Annotated in this window: 14 protein-coding genes; 7 read left to right on the top strand and 7 right to left on the bottom strand. The window is 67.3% G+C overall.

From position 1 onward, the window contains the following. Positions 1–40 precede the first annotated feature (40 nt). The 4 genes from holA to dqs_RS16525 all read right to left on the bottom strand — a co-directional run bounded on the left by holA (position 41) and on the right by dqs_RS16525 (position 4,743). Positions 41–1,051, bottom strand: coding sequence for a DNA polymerase III subunit delta (gene holA, locus dqs_RS16540; RefSeq protein WP_011766941.1), 1,011 nt, complete (start codon positions 1,049–1,051; stop codon positions 41–43). Then, positions 1,048–1,563 (bottom strand): LPS-assembly lipoprotein LptE, encoded by a 516-nt coding sequence (locus dqs_RS16535; RefSeq protein WP_011766940.1) that lies wholly within the window; start codon positions 1,561–1,563, stop codon positions 1,048–1,050. The genes holA and dqs_RS16535 overlap by 4 nt, the downstream gene beginning before the upstream one ends. 11 nt (positions 1,564–1,574) lie before the next feature. After that, positions 1,575–4,196 carry a leucine--tRNA ligase gene (leuS, locus tag dqs_RS16530; RefSeq protein ID WP_011766939.1) on the bottom strand — a complete coding sequence of 874 codons (2,622 nt, stop codon included), beginning with the start codon at positions 4,194–4,196 and terminating at the stop codon, positions 1,575–1,577. 220 nt (positions 4,197–4,416) lie between these two features. Further along, complete coding sequence (locus dqs_RS16525; RefSeq protein ID WP_011766938.1) at positions 4,417–4,743, bottom strand: hypothetical protein; 327 nt, start codon at positions 4,741–4,743, stop codon at positions 4,417–4,419. Between the two features lie 329 nt (positions 4,744–5,072). On the opposite strand from dqs_RS16525, the gene dqs_RS16520 reads away from it, so the two are divergent. Continuing rightward, a complete protein-coding gene (locus dqs_RS16520) occupies positions 5,073–7,292 on the top strand; it encodes a UvrD-helicase domain-containing protein (protein WP_065341175.1) in 2,220 nt (739 codons plus the stop codon). Positions 7,293–7,311: 19 nt separating this feature from the next. Here dqs_RS16520 and dqs_RS16515 read toward each other — a convergent pair whose 3' ends face one another. After that, complete coding sequence (locus dqs_RS16515) at positions 7,312–8,091, bottom strand: ParA family protein (protein WP_011766936.1); 780 nt, start codon at positions 8,089–8,091, stop codon at positions 7,312–7,314. A 347-nt stretch (positions 8,092–8,438) separates the two neighbouring features. Here dqs_RS16515 and dqs_RS16510 point away from each other — a divergent pair, with 347 nt between their 5' ends. The 6 genes from dqs_RS16510 (at position 8,439) to dqs_RS16485 (ending at position 19,657) form a co-directional block, all read left to right on the top strand. Next, positions 8,439–10,727, top strand: a complete 2,289-nt coding sequence (locus tag dqs_RS16510; RefSeq protein ID WP_065341174.1) for an NADP-dependent malic enzyme — start codon at positions 8,439–8,441, stop codon at positions 10,725–10,727. Positions 10,728–10,858: 131 nt separating this feature from the next. After that, positions 10,859–12,031 carry a phospholipase A gene (locus dqs_RS16505; RefSeq protein ID WP_065341173.1) on the top strand — a complete coding sequence of 391 codons (1,173 nt, stop codon included), beginning with the start codon at positions 10,859–10,861 and terminating at the stop codon, positions 12,029–12,031. Between the two features lie 24 nt (positions 12,032–12,055). Next, positions 12,056–13,030, top strand: a complete 975-nt coding sequence (locus tag dqs_RS16500) for a quinone oxidoreductase family protein (protein WP_065341172.1) — start codon at positions 12,056–12,058, stop codon at positions 13,028–13,030. Positions 13,031–13,089: 59 nt separating this feature from the next. Beyond that, positions 13,090–16,608, top strand: a complete 3,519-nt coding sequence (gene dnaE, locus dqs_RS16495) for a DNA polymerase III subunit alpha (RefSeq protein WP_065341171.1) — start codon at positions 13,090–13,092, stop codon at positions 16,606–16,608. A 107-nt stretch (positions 16,609–16,715) separates the two neighbouring features. Continuing rightward, positions 16,716–17,576 (top strand): SMP-30/gluconolactonase/LRE family protein, encoded by an 861-nt coding sequence (locus dqs_RS16490; protein ID WP_011766931.1) that lies wholly within the window; start codon positions 16,716–16,718, stop codon positions 17,574–17,576. A gap of 23 nt (positions 17,577–17,599) precedes the next feature. Then, complete coding sequence (locus tag dqs_RS16485) at positions 17,600–19,657, top strand: LTA synthase family protein (protein WP_011766930.1); 2,058 nt, start codon at positions 17,600–17,602, stop codon at positions 19,655–19,657. Positions 19,658–19,666: 9 nt separating this feature from the next. Here the strand turns inward: dqs_RS16485 and dqs_RS16480 are convergent, their stop codons facing one another. Then, positions 19,667–19,963, bottom strand: a complete 297-nt coding sequence (locus tag dqs_RS16480; RefSeq protein WP_011766929.1) for an acylphosphatase — start codon at positions 19,961–19,963, stop codon at positions 19,667–19,669. Then, a complete protein-coding gene (locus tag dqs_RS16475) occupies positions 19,956–21,647 on the bottom strand; it encodes a SulP family inorganic anion transporter (protein ID WP_065341170.1) in 1,692 nt (563 codons plus the stop codon). Before dqs_RS16475 ends, dqs_RS16480 begins: the two co-directional genes overlap by 8 nt. Between the last annotated feature and the right edge of the window lie 219 nt (positions 21,648–21,866).

Raw genomic sequence — 21,866 nt, 5'->3', positions numbered from 1 at the left:
GGCGCCCGTGGGCCACGCGCTACATCCGCCGCGGAACGGGTCAGTGACGGCAGAGCCGCAGCGCAAGCTGCAGGAATTCGTCCCACACGTCGCCGTCCGCCAGCCCCTTGATCATCCGGTCGATGCGGGCCGCGTGCATCAGCGCGGCGCGCAGGCGCCCGCCGCCCAGGCGGGCAAGGGCGCGGGTAAGGAGTTGCTTGCGTCGTTCGTCGAAGACGCGTTCGGCCTTGAACAGCGCGGCGAGTGGCTGGCCGGCGTCCTGTCCGGCGCGCAGCAGCGCGAGGCTGCGGGTTTCGTTGGCCAGCGCCCACAGCACCAGCGGAGGCGCCGCGCCCTCGCCGTGCAGGCCTTCGAGCAGACGGGCGCAGCGCGCCGGGTCGCCTTCCAGTACGGCCTGTCGAAGGGTATCGATGTCGTAGCGCGCGACGTTGAGTACGGCTTGCTGGACGTCATCAAGGGTCAGTTGCGCGCCGTGCGGAAACAACAGCCCGAGCTTGAGGATTTCCTGATGTGCCGCGAGCAGGTTGCCTTCCACGTGGTCGGCAATGAAAGCCAGCGCTTCCGCCGGGGCGGTGAGGTGTTGCGCGGCCAGCCGCTGCGCCAGCCACTGAGGAAGGCGTTCGCGTTCCGGCGCGTTTAGCTCGATGACCGTGCCGGCGTCGCCCAATGCCTTGAACCAGCTGGTTTTGCGTGCCTGCCAGTCGAGTTCCGGCAGCGTCACCAGGGTGAGCGTGGCAGCGGGCAGTTGCGCGACATAGCGCTGCAACGCGTCGCCGCCATCGCGCCCCGGCTTGCCGGTGGGAATGCGCAGATCGATGAGCTTGGCGCCGCCAAACAAGGACATGTTGCCGGCGGCGAGTGTCAACGAATCCCAGCGGAAGCCCTGGCCCACCACCAGCGTTTCTCGTTCCGAATAGCCCTGGCGGCGCGCTGCCGCGCGGATTGCGTCGGCGGCTTCGAGCACCAGCAGCGGCTCGTTGCCGTGCAGCACCCAGAGCGGTGCGAGCGGCTTGTCGAGCTGGGCCGCGAGCTGGTCGGGGCGCAAATTCACTGCGGGCGGCGGACCACCGCGAGGCGACGCATCAACTGTTGCACGAGGTCGCTCTGCATGTCGCGGAACAGCAGGTTTTCCTCCTGTTCCTTACCCAGGATCAGCGCGTCGTCGAAGGTGTATTCGCGCCGTGCCAGGATGGCCGTGGGCGGAATCAGCGCGCTGCCGTTCTTGTCCAGCAGCTGGAAGCGCATGCGCTGGGTAAGCTGGTATTCGCGCACCTTGCCGGCGCCGGTCAGGCTCAGGATTTCGCGCTCGCGTTCATTGGCGAGCACCTGCAGCCTGACGTCGGCTTTCGCCGCGTCCTCCACCACGGTCGTGGTGCCGCTGGTGGCGATCTGGCGGCGCAGCAGCGCGCCGAGTTCGGAGAATTCGCTGACGCCGACATGGATGGTGGCGAAGTCGAGCGGTTGCGGGCCGCGCAGGCGGAATCCGCAGCCGGCGAGTGCCGCCGTGGCGCCGGCCGCGGCCAGCAGGGTGAGGGCGCGGCGGCGGGTGAAGGGGGTGGGCATGCGTGCAGTCCTCAAACCACGATATTGACGAGCCGGCCGGGCACGACCACCACCTTCTTCGGCGGCTTGCCTTCCATGAACTTCTGCGCCGCCTCGGAGGCGAGCGCCAGGGCTTCGATGTCGCTCTTGCCGGCGTCCGCGGCGACCTTGACCGAGCCACGCAGCTTGCCGTTGACCTGCAGCATCAGCTCGATCTCGTCCTGCTTGAGCGCGGCTTCCAGGGGTTCCGGCCACGCGGCCTGGACGATGTCGCCGCCGAAGCCGCAGTCCTGCCACAGCGCGTGGGCGATGTGCGGAGTGATCGGCGACAGCAGGCGGACGAGGATGGAGAAGCCTTCCTCGGCGACTTCGGCGTGGGCGGCAGCATCGTCGCGCGGCGCTTTCTCGAGGGCGTTGAGGATCTTCATCGCCGCCGACACCACGGTGTTGAACTGGTGCTTGCCGAAGTCGTAGTTGGCCTGCTTCAGATGGGTGTGGATCTCGCGGCGCACATCGGCGAGCGCGGCCGGCAGCGTGCCGGCGGCGAGCGCGCGGGCAGCCGGCAGTGCCGCACGGAATTCGCTGGCGAAAGCGTGGCCGAAATTCCACACCCGGCGCAGGAAGCGCGAGGCACCTTCAACGCCGGAGTCGGACCATTCCAGCTGCTGGTCGGGCGGCGCGGCGAAGATGATGAACAGGCGCGCGGTGTCGGCGCCGTACTGGTCGACCAGCGCCTGCGGATCGACGCCGTTGTTCTTCGACTTCGACATCTTCTCGGTGCCGCCGATGACTACCGGCAGGCCGTCGCTGGCGAGCTTCGCCGCGGTGATGCGGCCGCGTTCGTCGCGTTCGACCTGGACGTCGGCCGGATTGAGCCATTGCTTCTTGCCGCCGTCGAGTTCGCGGTAATAGGTTTCGGCGACCACCATGCCCTGGGTCAGCAGGTTGGTGAAGGGTTCGGACACATTCACCAGGCCGCAGTCGCGCATCGCGCGGGTGAAGAAACGCGAGTACAGCAGGTGCAGGATGGCGTGCTCGATGCCGCCGATGTACTGGTCGACCGGCGCCCAGTAATTGACCCGCTCATCGACCATCGCGGTGGTGCTGTCGGGCGAGGCGTAGCGCAGGAAGTACCAGGAGGACTCGACGAAGGTGTCCATGGTGTCGGTTTCGCGCCGGGCGGGTTTGCCGCACTTGGGGCAGCTGCACTGGTAGAACTCGGGCATCTTGGCCAGCGGCGAGCCGCGGCCGGTGATCTCGACGTTCTCGGGCAGCACCACCGGCAACTGCTCGTCCGGTACCGGCACGTCGCCGCAGTCGTCGCAGCGCACCATCGGGATCGGGCAGCCCCAGTAGCGCTGGCGCGAGATGCCCCAGTCGCGCAGGCGGTACTGCACGCGCTTGTTGCCGAGGCCCTTGGCGGCGAGGTCGGCGGCGATGGCGTCCACCGCGTCCTGGAAGTGCAGGTTGTCGTACTTGCCGGAATTCACCAGCTTGCCGTGCTCGGCGTAGGCGTCGATCCACGGCGCCGCCACGTTTTCATAGGCGTCGTGGGTGGAGCGCACCACCATCTTGATCGGCAGCTTGTACTTGGTGGCGAAGGCGAAATCGCGTTCGTCGTGGGCGGGCACCGCCATCACCGCGCCTTCGCCGTAGCCCATCAGCACGTAGTTGGCGACCCACACCGGCAGGTATTCGCCCGTGATCGGATGCACCACGCGCAGGCCCGTCGGCATGCCCTTCTTTTCCATCGTCGCGAGATCGGCCTCGGCGACGCCGCCCTGCTTGCATTCGTCGATGAAGGCGGCGAGTTCGGGGTTGCCGGCGGCGGCCTGGGTGGCGAGCGGGTGCTCGGCGGCCACCGCGACGTAGGTGGCGCCCATCAGGGTGTCGCCGCGGGTGGTGAACACCTTGAGCACGCCCGAGCTGCCGATGGTGGAGAGGTCGTAGGGGAAGTGCACTTCCACGCCTTCGGAGCGGCCGATCCAGTTCTTCTGCATCAGCTTGACCTGTTCCGGCCAGCCGGGCAGCCCGTCCAGCGCCTCCAGCAGCTCGTCGGCGTAGGCGGTGATCTTCATGTAGTACATCGGGATTTCGCGCTTTTCCACCAGCGCGCCCGAACGCCAGCCGCGACCGTCGATCACCTGCTCGTTGGCGAGCACGGTTTCATCGACCGGGTCCCAGTTCACCGTGCCCAGCTTCTTGTAGATCAGCCCCTTCTCGAACAGGCGGGTGAACAGCCATTGCTCCCAGCGGTAGTACTCCGGCGTGCAGGTGGCGACCTCGCGCGACCAGTCGATGGCGAAGCCGAGGCGCTTCAACTGGCCCTTCATGTAGTCGATGTTGGCGTAGGTCCACTTGGCCGGCGGCACGTTGTTCTGGATCGCCGCGTTCTCCGCCGGCATGCCGAAGGCGTCCCAGCCCATCGGCTGCAGCACGTTGTAGCCGCGCATACGGTGGAAGCGCGCCAGCACGTCGCCGATGGTGTAGTTGCGCACGTGGCCCATGTGCAGCTTGCCCGACGGGTAGGGGAACATCGACAGGCAGTAGTACTTGGGGCGGGTCGCATCTTCGGTGACGCGGAACGCCGCGGTGGATTCCCAGTGCTGCTGGGCGGCGGTTTCTACGGCTGCCGGTTGGTATTTGTCCTGCATGGGCGGGGGCGCGAAGTCAAGGCGTTGAAAACACGCGAGTATATCGCGAAGCCGTGTCGCGACGGGCTGCGCCCCGCGGGCATGAGTGCGTGCAGGCAAAAAAAATGGCACCCGGCGAGGGGCCGGATGCCATAACTCCAATGAAGGAGAGGAGGGAGACGGTTAGTCCGGCTGCATGGGCAGCCGGATGAATTCAAGATGCGGGCGGGCGACGGCGAACTCAGGCCGCTTCGCGCACATGGGCGGCCACGCGCTGCCAGTTGGCGGAGACGGCAGAGAACACGTCTTCCATCGCAATCAGCGGCAGCAGCCACATGCGGTTCTGGCTGCGCACCAGCGGGGTGACCTGCGGCGTGCACAGGGTGGTCTTTTCCTCATCGAGCAGGCGGAGGAAGTTGTCCATCGCCGAGCCCCAGTATTCCGAGGTGCCGACCCAGCCGGTTTCTGCGGTTGCGGTGCGCACAGCCTTGCGCCACAGGGCTTCGGCGCGTTCGACCGGGATGCCGACGCGGCGTGCATGCCAGGGGAGGGATTTCGGTGTCTGCATTGCGGTTCTCCATTTGGCCGGGTAGGGCCGTCGCACCGGGCAGTGGTTTCGTGGACCACGCCTTCGGGTGCATTTTGCTGTGCTGCAAAAACAATTGCTTTCGATTCTGGTCGTGTAACGACAGGAGGTGCCTCCCTGTCGATGAACGGCGCCTAGCTCATTTGCTGCTATGCACAATCAAAAGATAATGCACTTCGCCCGCTTCTTCAAGGCGGCTTTGTTGCGGATCGGCGACAAGGTGTTGCAGGCGTGACTCACGTCACGTCCCGCGCCTTGGGCGGGATGTCCCGGAGCGCCCGGGTAGAATGGCGGCACCACGAGGAAGCCCCATGTCCAACCTGCTTGCCAACCTTAACGAACAGCAACATCAGGCAGTCACCCTGCCATCCCAGCACGCCCTGATCCTCGCCGGTGCCGGCTCTGGCAAGACCCGCGTGTTGACCACCCGCATCGCCTGGCTGGTGCAGTCGGGCCAGGCCAGCCCGGCGGAAATCCTCGCCGTCACCTTCACTAACAAGGCGGCCAAGGAAATGCATGCCCGCCTCGCCGCGATGCTGCCGATCAACACCCGCAGCATGTGGATCGGCACCTTCCACGGCCTCTGCAACCGGCTGTTGCGGGCCCACCATCGCGATGCTGGCTTGCCGCAGCTGTTCCAGATCCTCGATTCCGGCGATCAGCTCGCTGCGATCAAGCGGCTGCTGAAGACGCTCAACGTCGACGACGAGAAATTCCCGCCGCGCGAGTTGCAGCACTTCATCAATGGCCAGAAGGAAGCCGGCTTCCGCCCCCACGCGGTGGAGGCCTGGGACGACTTCACGCGCCAGCGTGTACAGCTCTACCAGGAGTATGAAGCGCAGTGCCAGCGCGAGTCAGTTGTGGATTTTGCGGAGTTGCTGCTGCGCACCTATGAGCTGCTGGAGCGCAACGAGCCGATCCGGCGCCACTACCAGCGGCGCTTCCGCCACATCCTCGTCGATGAGTTCCAGGACACCAACGTGTTGCAGTACCGCTGGCTGAAGTTGCTCGCCGACGAAGGTCGGGAGGGGGGCGCGTCGCTGTTCTGCGTCGGCGACGACGACCAGTCGATCTACCGCTTCCGCGGCGCAGAGGTCGGCAACATGCGTGACTTCGAGCGAGAGTTCCGGGTGCAGAACGTGATCCGGCTGGAGCAGAACTACCGTTCCCGCGGCAACATCCTCGACGCCGCCAACGCGATCATCCGGAACAACTCCGACCGCCTCGGCAAGAACCTGTGGACCGACCAGGGCGCGGGCGAGCCGATCCGTGTGTTCGAGGCCTTTTCCGATGCCGACGAGGCGCGCTGGCTCGTCGACGAGGTCCGCGGGCTGGTGCGCGACGGCGCGCTGCGCAGCGAGATCGCACTGCTGTACCGCTCCAACGCCCAGTCCCGCGTGCTGGAGCATCAACTGTTTACAGCCGGTGTGCCCTACCGGGTGTATGGCGGCCTGCGCTTCTTCGAACGGCAGGAGATCAAGCACGCGCTCGCCTACCTGCGCCTGATCGCCAATCCCGACGACGACACGGCGTTCGCGCGCGTGGTCAACTTCCCCACGCGCGGCATCGGCGCGCGGTCGCTGGAAGCGCTGCAGGATGCCGCGCGCACCTACAACACCAGCCTGTACGCCACGGTGCCGCACCTGTCGGGCAAGGCCGGCACGGTGCTCGCGCAGTTCGTCCGCCTGGTGGAAGACCTGCGCCGGGACACCGCCCGTCTGCCGTTGCCCGAGCTGATCGACCACGTGCTCGACGCGAGCGGGCTGCGGGCGCACTACAAATCCGAAAAGGAAGGGCAGGAGCGGCTGGAGAACCTGGACGAACTGCTGGGCGCAGGCAGCAATTTCGTCGCCGAGGCGCAAGCGGATGCAGAGGTGCTGGCCGGCGACCACGCCCTGCTCGCGGACTTCCTTGCCCACGCCTCGCTCGAAGCGGGCGACCATCAGGCAGACCAGGGGGCCGACGCGGTGCAGTTGATGACCGTGCATTCGGCCAAGGGGCTGGAGTTCAACGTGGTCTTCGTCTCGGGGCTGGAGGAAGGCCTGTTTCCGCACGAGAACAGCATCCTCGAAGCCGAAGGGCTGGAAGAGGAGCGCCGCCTGATGTACGTGGCGGTGACGCGGGCACGCGAGCGTCTTTACCTCTCCTTCGCGCAGAGCCGCATGCTGCACGGCCAGACGCGCTACAACCTGCGCTCGCGTTTCCTTGAGGAAATCCCGGCCGGGCTCGTCAAGTGGCTGACGCCGCCGAATCCGCGTTCGATGGCGGGCGGCGCGCTCGCCGGCATGGGCGGCGGCTACTTCAAGCCGGGCGCCAGCGTGGCTCCGGTGGCGGCGCGGCAAGCGCGGGGCACGTCGGCGCATCTGCCCAACGGGCTGCGCATCGGCCAGTCGGTGGCGCACGCGAAGTTCGGGCAGGGGGTCATCGTCGCTGCTGAGGGCAGCGGGTCGGACGCGAAGGTGCAGATCAACTTCGGCCCCGCGGGCGTCAAATGGCTGCTGCTGGCGGTGGCGAAGCTGGAGCCGGTGTAAGGCCGGGCGGGTACGGCGCTCAGGCGCCGTACTTGCGTGCCAGCGTGTCGTGCAGGGCGACGAACTCCTGCGACAGCTTGTGCTTGGGTTCAAGGTGGATCATCGGGCGCGCCTGTTCATGCGACTCCTTGATCTTCACCGAGGCCGACAGGTAGGGCGACAGCACCGGCAGGCCCTCGTCGATCAGCTCCTGCACCACTTTCTGCGGCAGGCTCGCGCGCGGCTGGTACTGATTGACCACGATGCCTTCGACCGCGAGGTCGCGGTTGTGGTCGGCGCGGATCTCGTCGACATTTTCCAGCAGCGCGTAGAGCGCGCGGCGCGAGAAGTCGTCACAGTCGAACGGAATCAGGCAGGCGTTGGCGGCGATCAGCGCCGAGCGGGTGTAGAAGTTCAGTGCCGGCGGGGTGTCGATATAGACGCGGTCGTAGCTGTCGGCGAGTTCGTCCAGCGCGTCGCGCAACTTGTAGATCTTGTAGCGCGACTCCAGCTTGCTTTGCAGTTCCTCCAGCTGCGGATGGGACGGCATCAGGTCCAGCCGGTCGAAGGGCGTGGCGACCACGAAGTCTGCGGTGCGGCGCGGGTTGAGCTTGAAGTTGAGGGTCTGGTCGAAGAAGCCCGCCAGTGTCGCGTCCACTTCTTCGGCGCTGTCGCCCAGCAGGTAATGGGTGGAATTGCCCTGCGGGTCGAGGTCGATCACCAGCGTGCGCAAGCCCTGCTGGGCGCTGATCGCGGCCAGGTTGCAGGTGATGGTGGATTTGCCGACCCCGCCTTTCTGATTGAACACCACGCGCCGCATCGCTACCCCTGTTTGCCCTGTCCGAAGGTGCGGGCATTGTGCCAAAAAACCGGGCACCGGCCCTAATCCCCGCCAATATGCGGAAATCCGGGGGGCTTTGCGCGGGCGCCGTAATGCAAAGGCCGCGGGCCTTGCGTTAAACTCGACACTCGTCATCTTTCATGACCGCACCGGCCCACTCCCCGAAGCCGGACGGCATGCGGGCCCCCGGAGGCCCGGTTCGCGGCACGGCGCACGGCGCCGACCCACATTCCAACACGCTGCGAATGGTCTCAGTTGGCGAGGCGACGGCGCGCGCCTGCAGTTCGCCCGACGCTCATACCCACACCGTTCCGAGAGGAAAAAGAATGGATCAGGATTTCATCGCCGCGGCGCTGGATTATCACCGTGCACCGACGCGCGGCAAGATTTCGGTCGTCCCCACCAAAGGCCTCACCAACCAGCGCGATCTGGCGCTGGCCTATTCGCCCGGCGTGGCCGCCGCGTGTGACGCCATCGTTGCCGACCCGGCTGAAGCACGCGAACTCACCAGCCGCGGCAACCTCGTCGCCGTGGTCACCAACGGCACCGCGGTGCTCGGCCTGGGCAACATCGGCCCGCTGGCCGCCAAGCCGGTGATGGAAGGCAAGGGCTGCCTGTTCAAGAAGTTCGCCAACATCGACGTGTTCGACATCGAACTCGCCGAGAACGACCCCGACAAGCTGATCGACATCATCGCCTCGCTGGAGCCCACGCTGGGCGGTATCAACCTCGAGGACATCAAGGCGCCCGAGTGCTTCTACATCGAGAAGAAGCTGCGCGAGCGCATGAAGATTCCGGTCTTCCACGACGACCAGCACGGCACCGCGATCATCTCTGCGGCCGGCCTGATCAACGGCCTCAAGGTCATCGGCAAGAACATCGCCGAGGTCAAGCTGGTGTGTTCCGGCGCCGGCGCGGCCGCGATCGCCTGCCTCGACCTGATGGTCAGCGTGGGCCTGAAGCGCGAGAACGTCTACGTCTGCGACTCCAAGGGCGTGATCTACCAGGGTCGCGAAGAGAACATGGAGCCGACCAAGGCGCGCTATGCGCAGATCACCGATGCCCGCACGCTGGGCGACGTGATCGCCGGCGCCGACGTTTTCCTCGGCTTGTCCACCGCCGGCGTGCTGAAGCCGGAAATGGTGGCGAAGATGGCCGACAAGCCGCTGATCTTCGCGCTCGCCAACCCCAATCCGGAAATCCTGCCGGCCGACGCCAAGGCGGTGCGCCCGGACTGCATCATCGCCACCGGCCGTTCGGACTTCCCGAACCAGGTGAACAACGTGCTGTGCTTCCCCTTCATCTTCCGTGGTGCGCTTGACGTCGGCGCCACCACGATCAATGAAGAGATGAAGCTCGCCTGCGTGAAGGCGATCGCCGAACTGGCCCAGGCCGAGCAGAGCGACGTGGTGGCCTCCGCTTACGGCGGCGCCGAACTCAGCTTTGGCCCGGAATACATCATTCCGAAGCCCTTCGATCCGCGCCTGATCGTCAAGGTGGCCCCGGCGGTCGCCAAGGCGGCGATGGAATCCGGTGTCGCCACGCGCCCGATCGAGGATTTCGAAGCCTACATCGCCAGCCTCACCGATCTGGTTTACACCTCCGGCATGGTCATGAAGCCGGTGTTCTCCGCCGCCAAGCGTGTGCCGCTGGAGCAAAAGCGCGTGGTGTACGCGGAAGGCGAGGACGAGCGCGTGCTGCACGCGACCCGCGTCGTGATCGATGAAGGCCTGGCGCGCCCGATCCTGGTGGGCCGCCCGAGCGTGATCGAGATGCGGATCAAGAAGATCGGCCTCAACCTGGTGCCGGGCCGCGACTTCGACGTCGTCAATCCCGAGTCCGACCCGCGCTACCGCGACCTGTGGAACGAGTACTACCGCCTCAAGGGCCGCGACGGCGTCACCCCCGACATCGCCAAGGCCAAGATGCGCCGCGACACCACGCTGATCGGCGCGATGCTGCTGCGCACCGGCGACGCCGACGCACTGGTGTGCGGTACCTTCGGCACCTACGAGTACCACTTCCAGCATGTGCAGGACGTCATCGGGCTGCGCGCCGGCGCCAAGCAGTTCGCCGCGATGAACCTGTTGATGCTGCCCAAGCGCACGCTGGCGATCACCGACACTTACGTGAACGAGGATCCGAGCGCGGAGGAAGTCGCCGAGATCGCCCGCATGGCGGCCGAGGAACTGCGCCGCTTCGGCATCGAGCCGCGCGTCGCGCTGCTGTCGCACTCCAACTTCGGCAGCTCGCGTTCGGCTTCCGCGCGCAAGATGCGCGAAGCCAGCGAACTGCTGCGCCAGCTCGCGCCGGAACTCGAATGCGACGGCGAAATGCACGGCGACGCCGCGCTGTCGGTCGAGATCCGCAACAAGGTCCATCCGGATTCCAGCCTGGTCGGCGAAGCCAACCTGCTGGTGATGCCCAACCTGGATGCTGCCAACATCTCGTTCAACCTGATGAAGATCGCCAACGGCGACGGCGTGTCGGTGGGGCCGATCCTGCTCGGCGCGGCCAAGCCGGTGCACATCCTGACGCCGTCGGCCACCGTGCGCCGGCTGGTGAACATCACCGCGCTCGCCGTGGTCGATGCGCAGGAGTCGCGCCGCGCCTGAATCCGGCGGCGTTGAAAACGAAGGGGGCGCCGCAAGGCGCCCTTTTTGTTTGCGCCATCGAAAACTTTGCTGACGCCCCGGCTGGGCGCTGCTCGCTAGAATCGCGCTGTTGTCCGTTCGGGGAGTCCGAATTGAGCCTACGGCCCTGCTTGTCCTTGTTGTGTCTGCTGGTGGGCGGCGCGGCGGTTGCGGCGCCGGCCGCCGCGCCGGATGCGTGGTTGCTGGCAAGTCCCGAGCCGCGCGTAGTTCCGGGGCAACCCTTCGAGGTGATCGTGATCGCCCCGTCCGCGCTGGTCGAATGGCCGGCGACACTGCCGGCGCAGATCGAGCTTGCGGCGCCCGGCCCGCGGATTGCCATCGACCTGGTGCCGGCCAACGTGCCGGCGCAGGGCGGCCAGCGCCGCTACATCGGCCACTGGCCGCGCGAGGTGGTGGGCGTGGCGACGCTGTCGCTGCGCGAGGCGGCCTCTGCGCGGCTGCTGATGGACGCCGCGGCGGCGAGCCGCAGTCCGGTTGAGGTCGCGCGCTCGGTGCCGGTCGACGCGGCAGCCGATGTCGCCGCGCAGGCGCCGGGCGCGGAGCCGGCCCAGCCGGCCGCGCTCGGCTTTCACGAGCCGATGTACTTCGTCGCCGGGGGGCGCAATCCGCGCTCGGCGCGCTACCAGCTCAGCTTCCGCTACCGCATCTTCGACCAGCAGGGCGTGGTTGCCGAGGCGCTGCCGGTCACGCGCGGGCTGTACTTCGGCTTCACCCAGACCTCGGTGTGGGACCTGGAGTCCGATTCCAAGCCCTTCCGTGACACCAGCTTCCGCCCCTCCCTGTTCTACCAGTGGAAGCTGCTCGACCCGAGCGATGGCGCCTCGCTGACGCTCGCCGGCGGCTACGAGCATGAATCGAACGGCCGCAGCGGACTGGAGTCGCGCAGCATCGACACCTTCTTCGTGCGCGGCGACGCGCGCTACTACTTCGGCGACGGTCAAACCTACTTCGCGGTGGCGCCCAAGGCGTGGCACTACATCGACAAGGACGACAACCCGGACATCACACGCTACCGCGGTTACGCGGAACTCGGCCTGCGCTTCGGGCGCGACGACGGCCTGCTGCTCGCCGCCCAGCTGCGCCGCGGCACCGCCGGAGTTGGCAGCACGCAGCTCGATCTCTCCTATCCGCTGCGCCGCAGCGTGTTCTCGGGCGTCGGCGCCTTCCTGCACCTGCAGTACTTCAACGGCTATGGCGAAACCCTGCTCGACTACAACGAGGCGCGTTCGCCGCAGATTAGAATCGGCCTTTCCCTCGTCAGATGAGCGCCGCGGGCGCAAGGAGACCCCATGACCCATGCCATCCGCTTCCACCAGACGGGCGGTCCAGAAGTGCTGCAGTGGGAGGAGGTCGAGCCGGGTGCGCCGGCAGCTGGTGAGGCCCGCATCCGCCAACATGCGGTGGGGCTCAATTTCATCGACACCTACCACCGCTCCGGCCTGTACCCGGTGCCGCTGCCCTCCGGGCTGGGCAGCGAGGGCGCCGGCGTGGTCGAGGCCGTGGGCGAGGGGGTGACCGACCTCGCCGTGGGCGACCGCGTGGCCTACGCCACCGGGCCGCTCGGCGCCTATGCCGAGGGGCGCAACCTGCCGGCCGACCGCCTGGTGAAGCTGCCGGACGCGATCAGCTTCGAGCAGGGCGCGGCGGCGATGCTGCAGGGGCTGACCGCGCAGTACCTGCTGCGCCGCACCTACCGCGTGCAGACGGGCGACACCATCCTGATCCATGCCGCGGCCGGCGGCGTGGGCACCATCGTGTGCCAGTGGGCGAAGGCGCTCGGTGCCACGGTCATCGGCACCGTGGGGTCGGACGAGAAGGCCGCGCTCGCGCGTGCCCACGGCTGCGACCATCCTATCGTCTATACCCGCGACAACTTCGCCGCCCGGGTGCGCGAGATCACCGGCGGAGAGGGGCTGCCGGTGGTGTACGACTCGATCGGCAAGGACACCTTCATGGACTCGCTGTCCTGCCTGCGACCGCTCGGCATGATGGTGCTGTTCGGCGCCTCGTCCGGCCCGGTGCCGCCGTTCGACTGCGGCGTGCTCGCCAAGATGGGCTCGCTGTTCCTGACCCGGCCGTCGCTCTTCACCTACGCGGCCAAACGCGCCGACCTGCTGGCGATGGCGGACGAGTTGTTCGAGGCGATCATCAGCGGCAAGGTGAAGATCGAGATCAACCAGCGTTACGCGCTCAAGGACGCCGCACAGGCGCACCGCGACCTGGAAGCGCGCCGGACCACCGGCTCCACCGTTCTGCTGCCCTGATCGCCGTGCCGGGCAGTCGTCCGCGCCGGGCGGGCGGCTGCCTCGGGTAAAATCCTCGGATGAACGCCGCACATCCTGCTCCTCACGAGCCCCGCTTCATCCATCTCCGCCTGCACACCGAATACTCGATCACCGACGGTATCGTCCAGATCGATCAGGCGATCGCGCAGGCTGCCGCCGACGGCATGCCGGCGCTGGGCATTTCCGACCTTGCCAACCTCTTCGGCATGGTCAAGTTCTACAAGGGCGCGCGCGGCAAGGGCGTCAAGCCCATCATTGGCGTCGACGCCTGGATCCAGAACGAGGCCGAGCGCGACAAGCCCTATCGTGTGCTGCTGATCTGCAAGAGCCGCAAGGGCTACGGCCAGCTGTGCGAACTGCTGACCCAGGCCTATCTCGAGAACAAGTACCGCGGCCGCGCCGAGATGCGCCGCGAATGGTTCGAGAACGGCGCTGCCGACGAATTGCTGTGCCTGTCCGGTGCCTTCTTCGGTGACGTCGGCCAGGCCATCGTCAACGGCAACATCGACCTCGCAGAACGGCTGGCCGCCGACTGGTCGCGGCTGTTTCCCGGCGCCTTCTACATCGAGATCCAGCGCGCCGGCCATCCCGGCACCGAGACCTACATCCGCCACGCGCTGCAGATCGCCAACAAGCTCGATCTGCCCGTGGTGGCCACCCATCCGGTGCAGTTCCTGACACCGGACGACTTCCAGGCCCACGAGGCGCGTGTCTGCATCGCCCAAGGCTATGTACTGGCCGACAAACGCCGCCCGCGCGACTTCACCGAGCAGCAATACCTCAAGAGCCAGGACGAGATGTGCGCGCTGTTCGCCGACATCCCGGATGCGCTGGAAAACGCGGTCGAGATCGCCAAGCGCTGCTCGGTGACCGTGCAACTCGGCAAGAACTTCCTGCCGCTGTTCCCCACGCCCGACGGCATGACGCTGGACGACTTCCTGGTCCAGGAGGCGAAGAAGGGGCTGGAGGAGCGTCTGGTCCAGCTCTATCCGCATCCGGAAGAGCGCGAAAAGCAGCGCCCGCGCTACGAGGAGCGGCTCAAGTTCGAGACCGACACCATCATCCAGATGGGCTTCCCCGGCTACTTCCTGATCGTGGCCGACTTCATCCAGTGGGGGAAGAACAACGGCGTGCCGGTCGGCCCTGGCCGCGGTTCCGGCGCCGGCTCGCTGGTGGCCTATTCGCTGAAGATCACCGACCTCGATCCGCTGGAGTACGCGCTGCTGTTCGAGCGCTTCCTCAACCCGGAGCGGGTGTCGATGCCCGACTTCGACATCGACTTCTGCCAGGACAACCGCTACCGCGTCATCGAATACGTGCGCGAGCGCTACGGCAAGGACGCGGTGAGCCAGATCGCCACCTTCGGCACGCTGGCCTCCAAGGCGGTGGTGCGTGACGTGGGCCGCGTGCTCGACATGCCTTACGGCCTGTGCGACCGCCTCTCCAAGCTGGTCCCGATCGAAGGCGCCAAGCCGGTGTCGCTGGCGCGCGCCTACGAGATGGAGCCGCAGATCGGGGAGATGATGAAGGACGGCAACGACGGCGAGGCGGTGCAGACCCTGTGGGATCTGGCCCAGCCGCTCGAAGGCCTGACCCGCGGTGTCGGCATGCACGCCGGCGGCGTGCTGATCGCGCCGGGCAAGCTCACCGACTTCTGCCCGCTCTACATCGCCGACGGCGACGACGCCACGCCGGTGTCGCAGTTCGACAAGGACGACGTCGAAGCGGTCGGCCTGGTGAAGTTCGACTTCCTCGGCCTGCGCAACCTGACGATTATCGAACTCGCGCTCGACTACGTGGAGCGCCTGACCGGTGAGCGCGTCGACCTGATGAGCCTGGGCTTCCAGGACCCCGCCGCCTACCAGATCCTGAAGGACGCCAACACCACGGCGATCTTCCAGGTGGAATCGGACGGGATGAAGAAGCTCTTGAAGAAGCTCGCACCCGACCGGTTCGAAGACATCATCGCGGTGCTCGCGCTCTACCGCCCCGGCCCGCTCGGTTCCGGGATGGTGGACGACTTCATCCTGCGCAAGAAGGGCCAGCAGGAGATCGACTACTTCCACCCCGACCTCAAAGCCTGCCTGGAGCCGACCTACGGCGTCATCGTGTACCAGGAACAGGTGATGCAGATCAGCCAGATCATCGGCGGCTACACCCTGGGCGGCGCCGACATGCTGCGCCGGGCGATGGGCAAGAAGAAGCCGGAGGAGATGGCCAAGCACCGCGCCACCATCGCCGACGGCGCCAAGCAGAAGGGCTATGACCCGGCGCTGGCGGAGCAACTGTTCGACCTGATGACCAAGTTCGCGGAGTACGGCTTCAACAAGTCGCACACCGCCGCCTACGCGGTCGTCACCTACCACACCGCCTGGCTGAAGGCCCACCACTGTGCGGCTTTCATGGCGGCGACGATGTCGTCCGACCTGGACAACACCGACACCGTCAAGATCTTCTTCGAGGACACCCTCGCCAACAAGATCGCCATCCTGCCGCCGGATGTGAACGAATCCGACTACCGCTTCGTGCCGGTGGACCGCAAGACCATCCGCTACGGCCTGGGCGCGGTGAAGGGCGTCGGCGAGCCGGCGGTGCGCGCGATCATCGCGGCGCGCGCGAGCGGCGGCGCGGTCAAGCCCTACCGCGATCTGTTCGACTTCTGCGAGCGCGTGGATCGCCGCCTGGTGAACCGGCGCGTGGTCGAGGCGCTGATCCGCGCCGGCGCCATGGATACCCTCGAAGGTCACCGCGGGCGCGATCGTGCCCAGGTGCTCGCCACCGTGCCGCTTGCGATGGAGGCGGCGGAGCAAGCTGCGGCCAACGCCCTGCAGGGCGGCCTGTTCGATCTGGTGCCGGAGGCCGCGGGCGCGGCACTCGAATTTGCCGACGTGCGGCCCTGGACCGAGCGCGAGCGGCTCAAGGAAGAAAAGACCGCGATCGGCTTCTTCCTGTCCGGCCACCCGTTCAACGCCTTCAAGCCCGAGGTGCGGCGTTTCGTGCGGCGCACGCTGGCCCAGCTCGAACCCTCGCGCGACCTCGTGATGATGGCCGGCGTGGTGATGGAGGCGCGGGTCAAGATGGGCAACCGCGGCAAGATGATGTTCGTGCAGATCGACGACGGCACCACGCCGCGCGAAGTGGCGGTGTATTCCGAGGTGCTCGACGCCAACCGCGGCAAGATCGTGACCGACGAGGTGCTGGTGGTCGAAGGCAAGGTCAGCCGCGACGACTTCGCCGGCGAGAACGGCCTGCGCATCATCGCCGACCGCCTGATGACGCTGGGCGAGGCGCGCAGCCGTTTCGCCCGCAGCCTCACCTTGCGCGTGAACGGCGAAGCGAAGAACGCCCCGGCCGCGGCCGACCGCTTGCAGGCGCTGCTGGCGCCCTTCCGCGAGGACGGCGGCGGCTGCCCGGTGCGGGTGTGCTACGGCAACGGCGTGGCCGAGGGCGAACTGCCGCTCGGCGAGCGCTGGCGCGTGCGCCTGGAAGAGGCGCTGCTCGATGGTCTGCGCGGCTGGCTGCCGGCCAACGCGGTCGAGGTGCAGTACCCGAACTGAGCGGGTGATCGGCCCGGTTCCACGAATTTTTCACAATCCCTGCGGCAAAGTCCGCCGTCTCGCAGGCAGCCGCGTCGCGGCTGCGTCAAGCAGGAGACGCAAGACAGATGGCGGGGATTTCGCGACGCAAGGCGGGCACACATCGCCGGCGGGTGCTGGCGGCCGTACTGGTGGCCGCAGCGGGCTTCGGTTTTCTTGGCTGGCAGCACTTCTGGCCGGTGGCGGCGGCGGCCGAATGGCAATACCGGGTGCTTGCCGATGATCTGCCGGTCGTCAGCGCATTGGCCGCCGATGGGCAGGGCGGCCTCTACGCCAGCCTGGAACTCAAGAACGGCGAAGGACGCATCGTGCAGATCGCCGCCGACGGCGGCCGGCGCACGGTGAAGGGCGGCTTCTCCAAGCTCGACGGCATGGTCCGTTACCGCGGCGGCATTGCGTACAGCCAGGAAGAAGACCACACCCCGGTGCGCTGGTGGCATGGCGATCGCGACGACGTTCTGTTCGACGGACGCGACGTCGAGGAACTCGCGACCGACGGCCATTACCTGTACGCAATCGAAGACCGACCGCAGGATGCCCGCCTGCTGCGCTATGACCCCGACAGCGGTGAAGTAACGACCCTTCGCGATGGGCTGGAGGTGGCCGAGGGCGTTGCGGTGTGCCCGGACGGACGGCTCTTCTATCTCGAGAAGAAGAAGGGCTGGGTCAAGCGCCTGCAGCCGGACGGCCACGACACCACCGTGGCTGAAGGATTGAACGCCCCCGGTTTCCTGATGTGCGACGGCGCCGGGCTGTGGGTCTCGGAAGACGCGACCCATCGCGCCCGGCTGCTGCTGCTCGACGACAGCGGCCGCGTGCAGGTGGTGCTCAGCCATCTGCGGTCCGCCCAAACCGTGCTGCCCGTCGGCCCCGGCCGCTATGTGCTGGCCGAGCAGGGCCGCAACCGCGTGCTCGAAATCACCCGCTGAGCCTCTTCTCTGGAATCGTCCTGATGACTGAACTCGCAGCGCCGGCCCGCCCGGTGCCGGCCACCGTCTCCGCGCCGGTGCGCGCCCACCTGATGTTCACCGCTGCGGCGGGCGGCGCCTTGCTGCTGATGTACAGCCTGCTGCGGCTCGCGCTGTTCGGCTACAACCACGCGCAGATCGGCGCCACGCCGGCGGCGGTCTTCGTGGAAGCCTTCATCACCGGCGTGCGCTTCGACCTGCGGCTGGTCGTCTATCTCTGCGTCCCGCTGCTGCTCGCGCTAGCGAGTCCGCGGGCGCTCGCTGCGCGACGAGCGATGTGCGTGTGGCTGAGCGTGATGGCGAGCGTGACGTTGTTTCTCGGGCTGATCGAACTCGATTTCTACCGTGAATTCCATCAGCGTCTGAACAGCCTGGTCTTCCAGTACGTTCAGGAAGACGCCAGGACCGTCATGAGCATGCTGTGGTACGGCTTTCCGGTGCTGCGCTATCTGCTCGCGTGGGCGCTCGGCAGTGTCGCGATGGGCGCGCTGTTCTTCGCGCTCGAACGGCGCACCCGTGCCGCGCCGGAAGCCGTCGCACTGCCACCCCCGGCAAAGGTGCGCTGGCTCGCGCTGCTGCTGTGCGTGCCGCTGGCGGTGCTTGCCGCGCGCGGCACGCTGAGGCACGGCCCGCCGATGCGCTGGGGCGATGCCTACACCACCGATTCGATGTTCGCCAACCAGCTCGGCCTCAACGGCAGCCTGACCCTCCTTGCCGCCGCGAAGGCACGCTATCTGGAGTCCGGCGACAAGATCTGGAAGGCGACGCTGCCGGAGGAAGAGGCGACCCGCGTGGTGCGCGATATGCTGCTGACCCCGGCCGACCATCTGGTCGACGCGGACACCGCCGCGCTGCGCCGCGATTTCACGCCGCCGCCGGCGCAGACGCTGCCGGTGCGCAACGTGGTGGTGATCCTGCTCGAGAGCTTCGCCGGCCATTACGTCGGCGCGCTCGGCAATCGCGACGGGATCACGCCCAACTTCGACCGGCTGGCGCAGGAAGGGCTGTTGTTCACGCGCTTCTTCTCCAATGGCACCCACACCCATCAGGGCATGTTTGCCACGATGGCCTGCTTCCCCAACCTGCCGGGGTTTGAGTACCTGATGCAGATGCCGGAGGGCGGCCACCGCTTTTCCGGCCTGCCGCAGTTGCTGAGCGCGCGCGAGTATGAGGACGTCTACGTCTATAACGGCGACTTCACCTGGGACAACCAGTCCGGCTTTTTCAGCAACCAGGGAATGACGCGCTTCATCGGCCGCGCCGACTTCCGCAACCCGGCGTTCTCGGACCCGACCTGGGGCGTCTCGGACCAAGACATGTTCGCGCGCGGCGCAGAGGAGCTGGCCAAGGGGTTTGACGGCAAACCCTTCTACGCGCTGCTGCAATCGCTCTCCAACCACACCCCGTACGCACTGCCCGACGTACTGCCGGTGGAGCGCGTGACCGGCCATGGTTCGCTGGACGAACACCTGACCGCGATGCGCTATTCGGACTGGGCGCTGGGGCAGTTCTTCGAGCAGGCGCGCAAGTCGCCGTACTTCAAGGACACGCTGTTCGTCGTCGTCGGCGACCATGGCTTCGGCGCCGAGGAGCAACTGACCGAGATGGACCTGCACCGCTTCAACGTGCCGCTGCTGATGATCGCGCCGGGCATCCAGCAAGCCTTCGGCGCCCGTCGCGATACCGTCGGCACCCAGATCGATGTCGTGCCGACGATCATGGGACGGCTCGGCGGCGCGGTGCGCCACCAGTGCTGGGGCCGTGATCTGCTCGACCTGCCGGCCGGCGATGCGGGGCGGGGGGTGATCAAGCCTTCGGGCAGCGACCAGACCGTCGCGATCGTCGAGGGCAGCCGGATCCTGGTGCAACCCAAGGACATGGATGCGCGCCTGTACGCGTATCAGCTGGGCGCCGAGCCGCGCAGCGAACGCATTCACGACGCTGCGGCCGAAGCCGCGCTCGGCCGGCGTCTTCAGGCCTTCCTGCAGGTGGCCACGCGCAGCCTGCTGGACAACACCGCCGGCGTCGAACCCGCGCGCTGAGCGCGACGCTCAGCAGGTCGGCAGGCAGTCGAAGCCGGCGCCGTCGGTCGGCGCTGCGTCGCCGACCTCGATCGCGCTGACGGAGGCGGCCGGCGGGCCCACGTGCGCCCAGGCGATGAAGCGCTCCACCGTATCCGCGGGGCCGCACACCAGCGCTTCGACGCTGCCGTCGTGCCGGTTGCGCACCCAGCCGGACAGGCCCAGGCGCTGCGCCTCGCGCTGGGCGCTTGCGCGGTAGCTGACGCCCTGCACGCGGCCGCGGATACGCAGCAGGCGTGCTGCCAGCGTGGAGTCCGGATCAGGCATAGGACACCTCCGTTTGCTTGCCGCTGAGCCACTGCGCCCGCAGCAGGGCGTCGGTGATGTTGGCGGCGAGGTTCTCGCGCCCCACGCGCTCGCCGAAGCCGGAGCGCATCAACAGCGATTCGGGTTGCGCATTGAGCCCGCACAGGATCAGGTGCGCGCCGCGCTTTTGCAGATTGCGGTGCAGCGTCTGCAGGATGTCGAGCCCGGTGGTGTCGATGTTGATGACCTTGGCGAGATCGAGGATGACGACGTCCGGATGGCCGTCCTGCATCAGCAGCAAATTCTCCAGCTTGTTGGCGGCACCGAAGAACAGGCTGCCGAACATGCTGTAGGCGAGGATGCGCGGCGTTCCGTCCGCCCGCGCCAGCGCGGCCACGCCGTAGTGGTCCTCGAGCGCAATGCGCTCCACGCGGGTCAGGTCCGACATCCGGTAGATGAAGAACAGACTCGCCAGCACCATGCCGAGTTCGACCGCCAGCGTCAGGTCGAAGACCACGGTGACGACGAAGGTGCCGAGCAGGATGGTGCGGTACTGCAGCGAGTAGCGGCCGAGTTCGGCCGGCGCGAAGGCATGCCATTCGCCCATGTTCACCGCGACCACCACCACGATGGCCGACAGCGTGGCGAGCGGAATGGCGCTCGCCAGCGGCGCCAGCGCCAGCACCACGGCCAGCAGTACCAGCGCGTGGATCATTCCCGCCACCGGGGTGCGGCCGCCGGTGCGGATGTTGGTGGCGGTGCGCGCGATCGCACCCGTGGCCGCGAAGCCGCCGACCAGCGGCGCGGCGACGTTGGCGAGGCCCTGCGCCATCAGCTCCTGGTTGGGGTCGTGGCGGTCGTCGATCTGGCTGTCGGCCACCCGCGCCGACAGCAGCGATTCGATCGCGCCGAGCAGCGCGATGGTCAGCGCGGGCACGATCAGCTTGCCGAGGGTGCCGAGCGAGAGTTCCGGCAGACCGAAGGGCGGCATTTCCTGCGGGATGCCGCCAAAGCGGCTGCCGATGGTTTCCACCGGCAGAGCGAGCAGGGCATTGGCCGCGGTGGCGAGGATCAGCACCGCGAGCGGCCCCGGCAGGCGGCGCATCCAGGGCGTGCGGGTGGCCTGGCGGTTCCACAGCAGCAGCACCGCGAGCGAGGCTACCGCCACCAGCACGGTGGGCAGGTGGAGCGTCGGTAGCGCTGCGCCGAGCGCCTTCATCTTGGCGAAGAACTCACCGGGCAGGTGCTCGATGCGCAGGCCGAGGAAATCCTTCACCTGCGAAAGGAAGATCACCACCGCGATGCCGTTGGTGAAGCCGATGACGACCGACAGCGGGATGAAGCGGATCATGCTGCCGAGGCGGAAGGCGCCCATGGCGAACAGCATGACGCCGGACATCATCGTGGCGATCAGCAGGTTCTGCACGCCGTAGTCGGCGACGATGGCGTAGATGATCGGAATGAAGGCGCCGGTGGGGCCGCCGATCTGCACCCGCGAACCGCCGAGCGCGGCGATCAGGAAACCGGCGACGATCGCGGTCCAGATGCCGGCGCTGGGCGACAGCCCGGAGGCGATCGCGAAGGCCATCGCGAGCGGGAGCGCGAGCACGCCGACAGTGATGCCCGCCGAGAGGTCGGCGGTGAAGCCCGCGCGGTCGTAGCCGCGCAGTGTGTCAAGAAGCTTGGGGCGAAACGGGATGGTCATGGTGTCTCCGCAGTTGTTGTGGTTCTGCTGGCAGCCCGCCGGTTACGGCGTGGTGCGGAGACGCCCGTCCCGGGGCGGTGCGCCGTCGAACGATCCAGCGTTTCGATTGCGTCAGTGGCATGGCGGGGACGGGTGGGAAGGTGCTGCTATTTTTCGGCCAGCGGGCGGACTTTGTCCACCCGCGGCACGTAGAACTTTGGTTAAAGCGCGACGGACGGC

The organism is Azoarcus olearius (genome assembly GCF_001682385.1).
Taxonomy (GTDB): Bacteria; Pseudomonadota; Gammaproteobacteria; order Burkholderiales; family Rhodocyclaceae; genus Azoarcus; species Azoarcus olearius.
The sequence above is the reverse complement of the archived record's forward strand: the minus strand, read 5'-3'. Positions and strand labels throughout refer to the sequence as shown.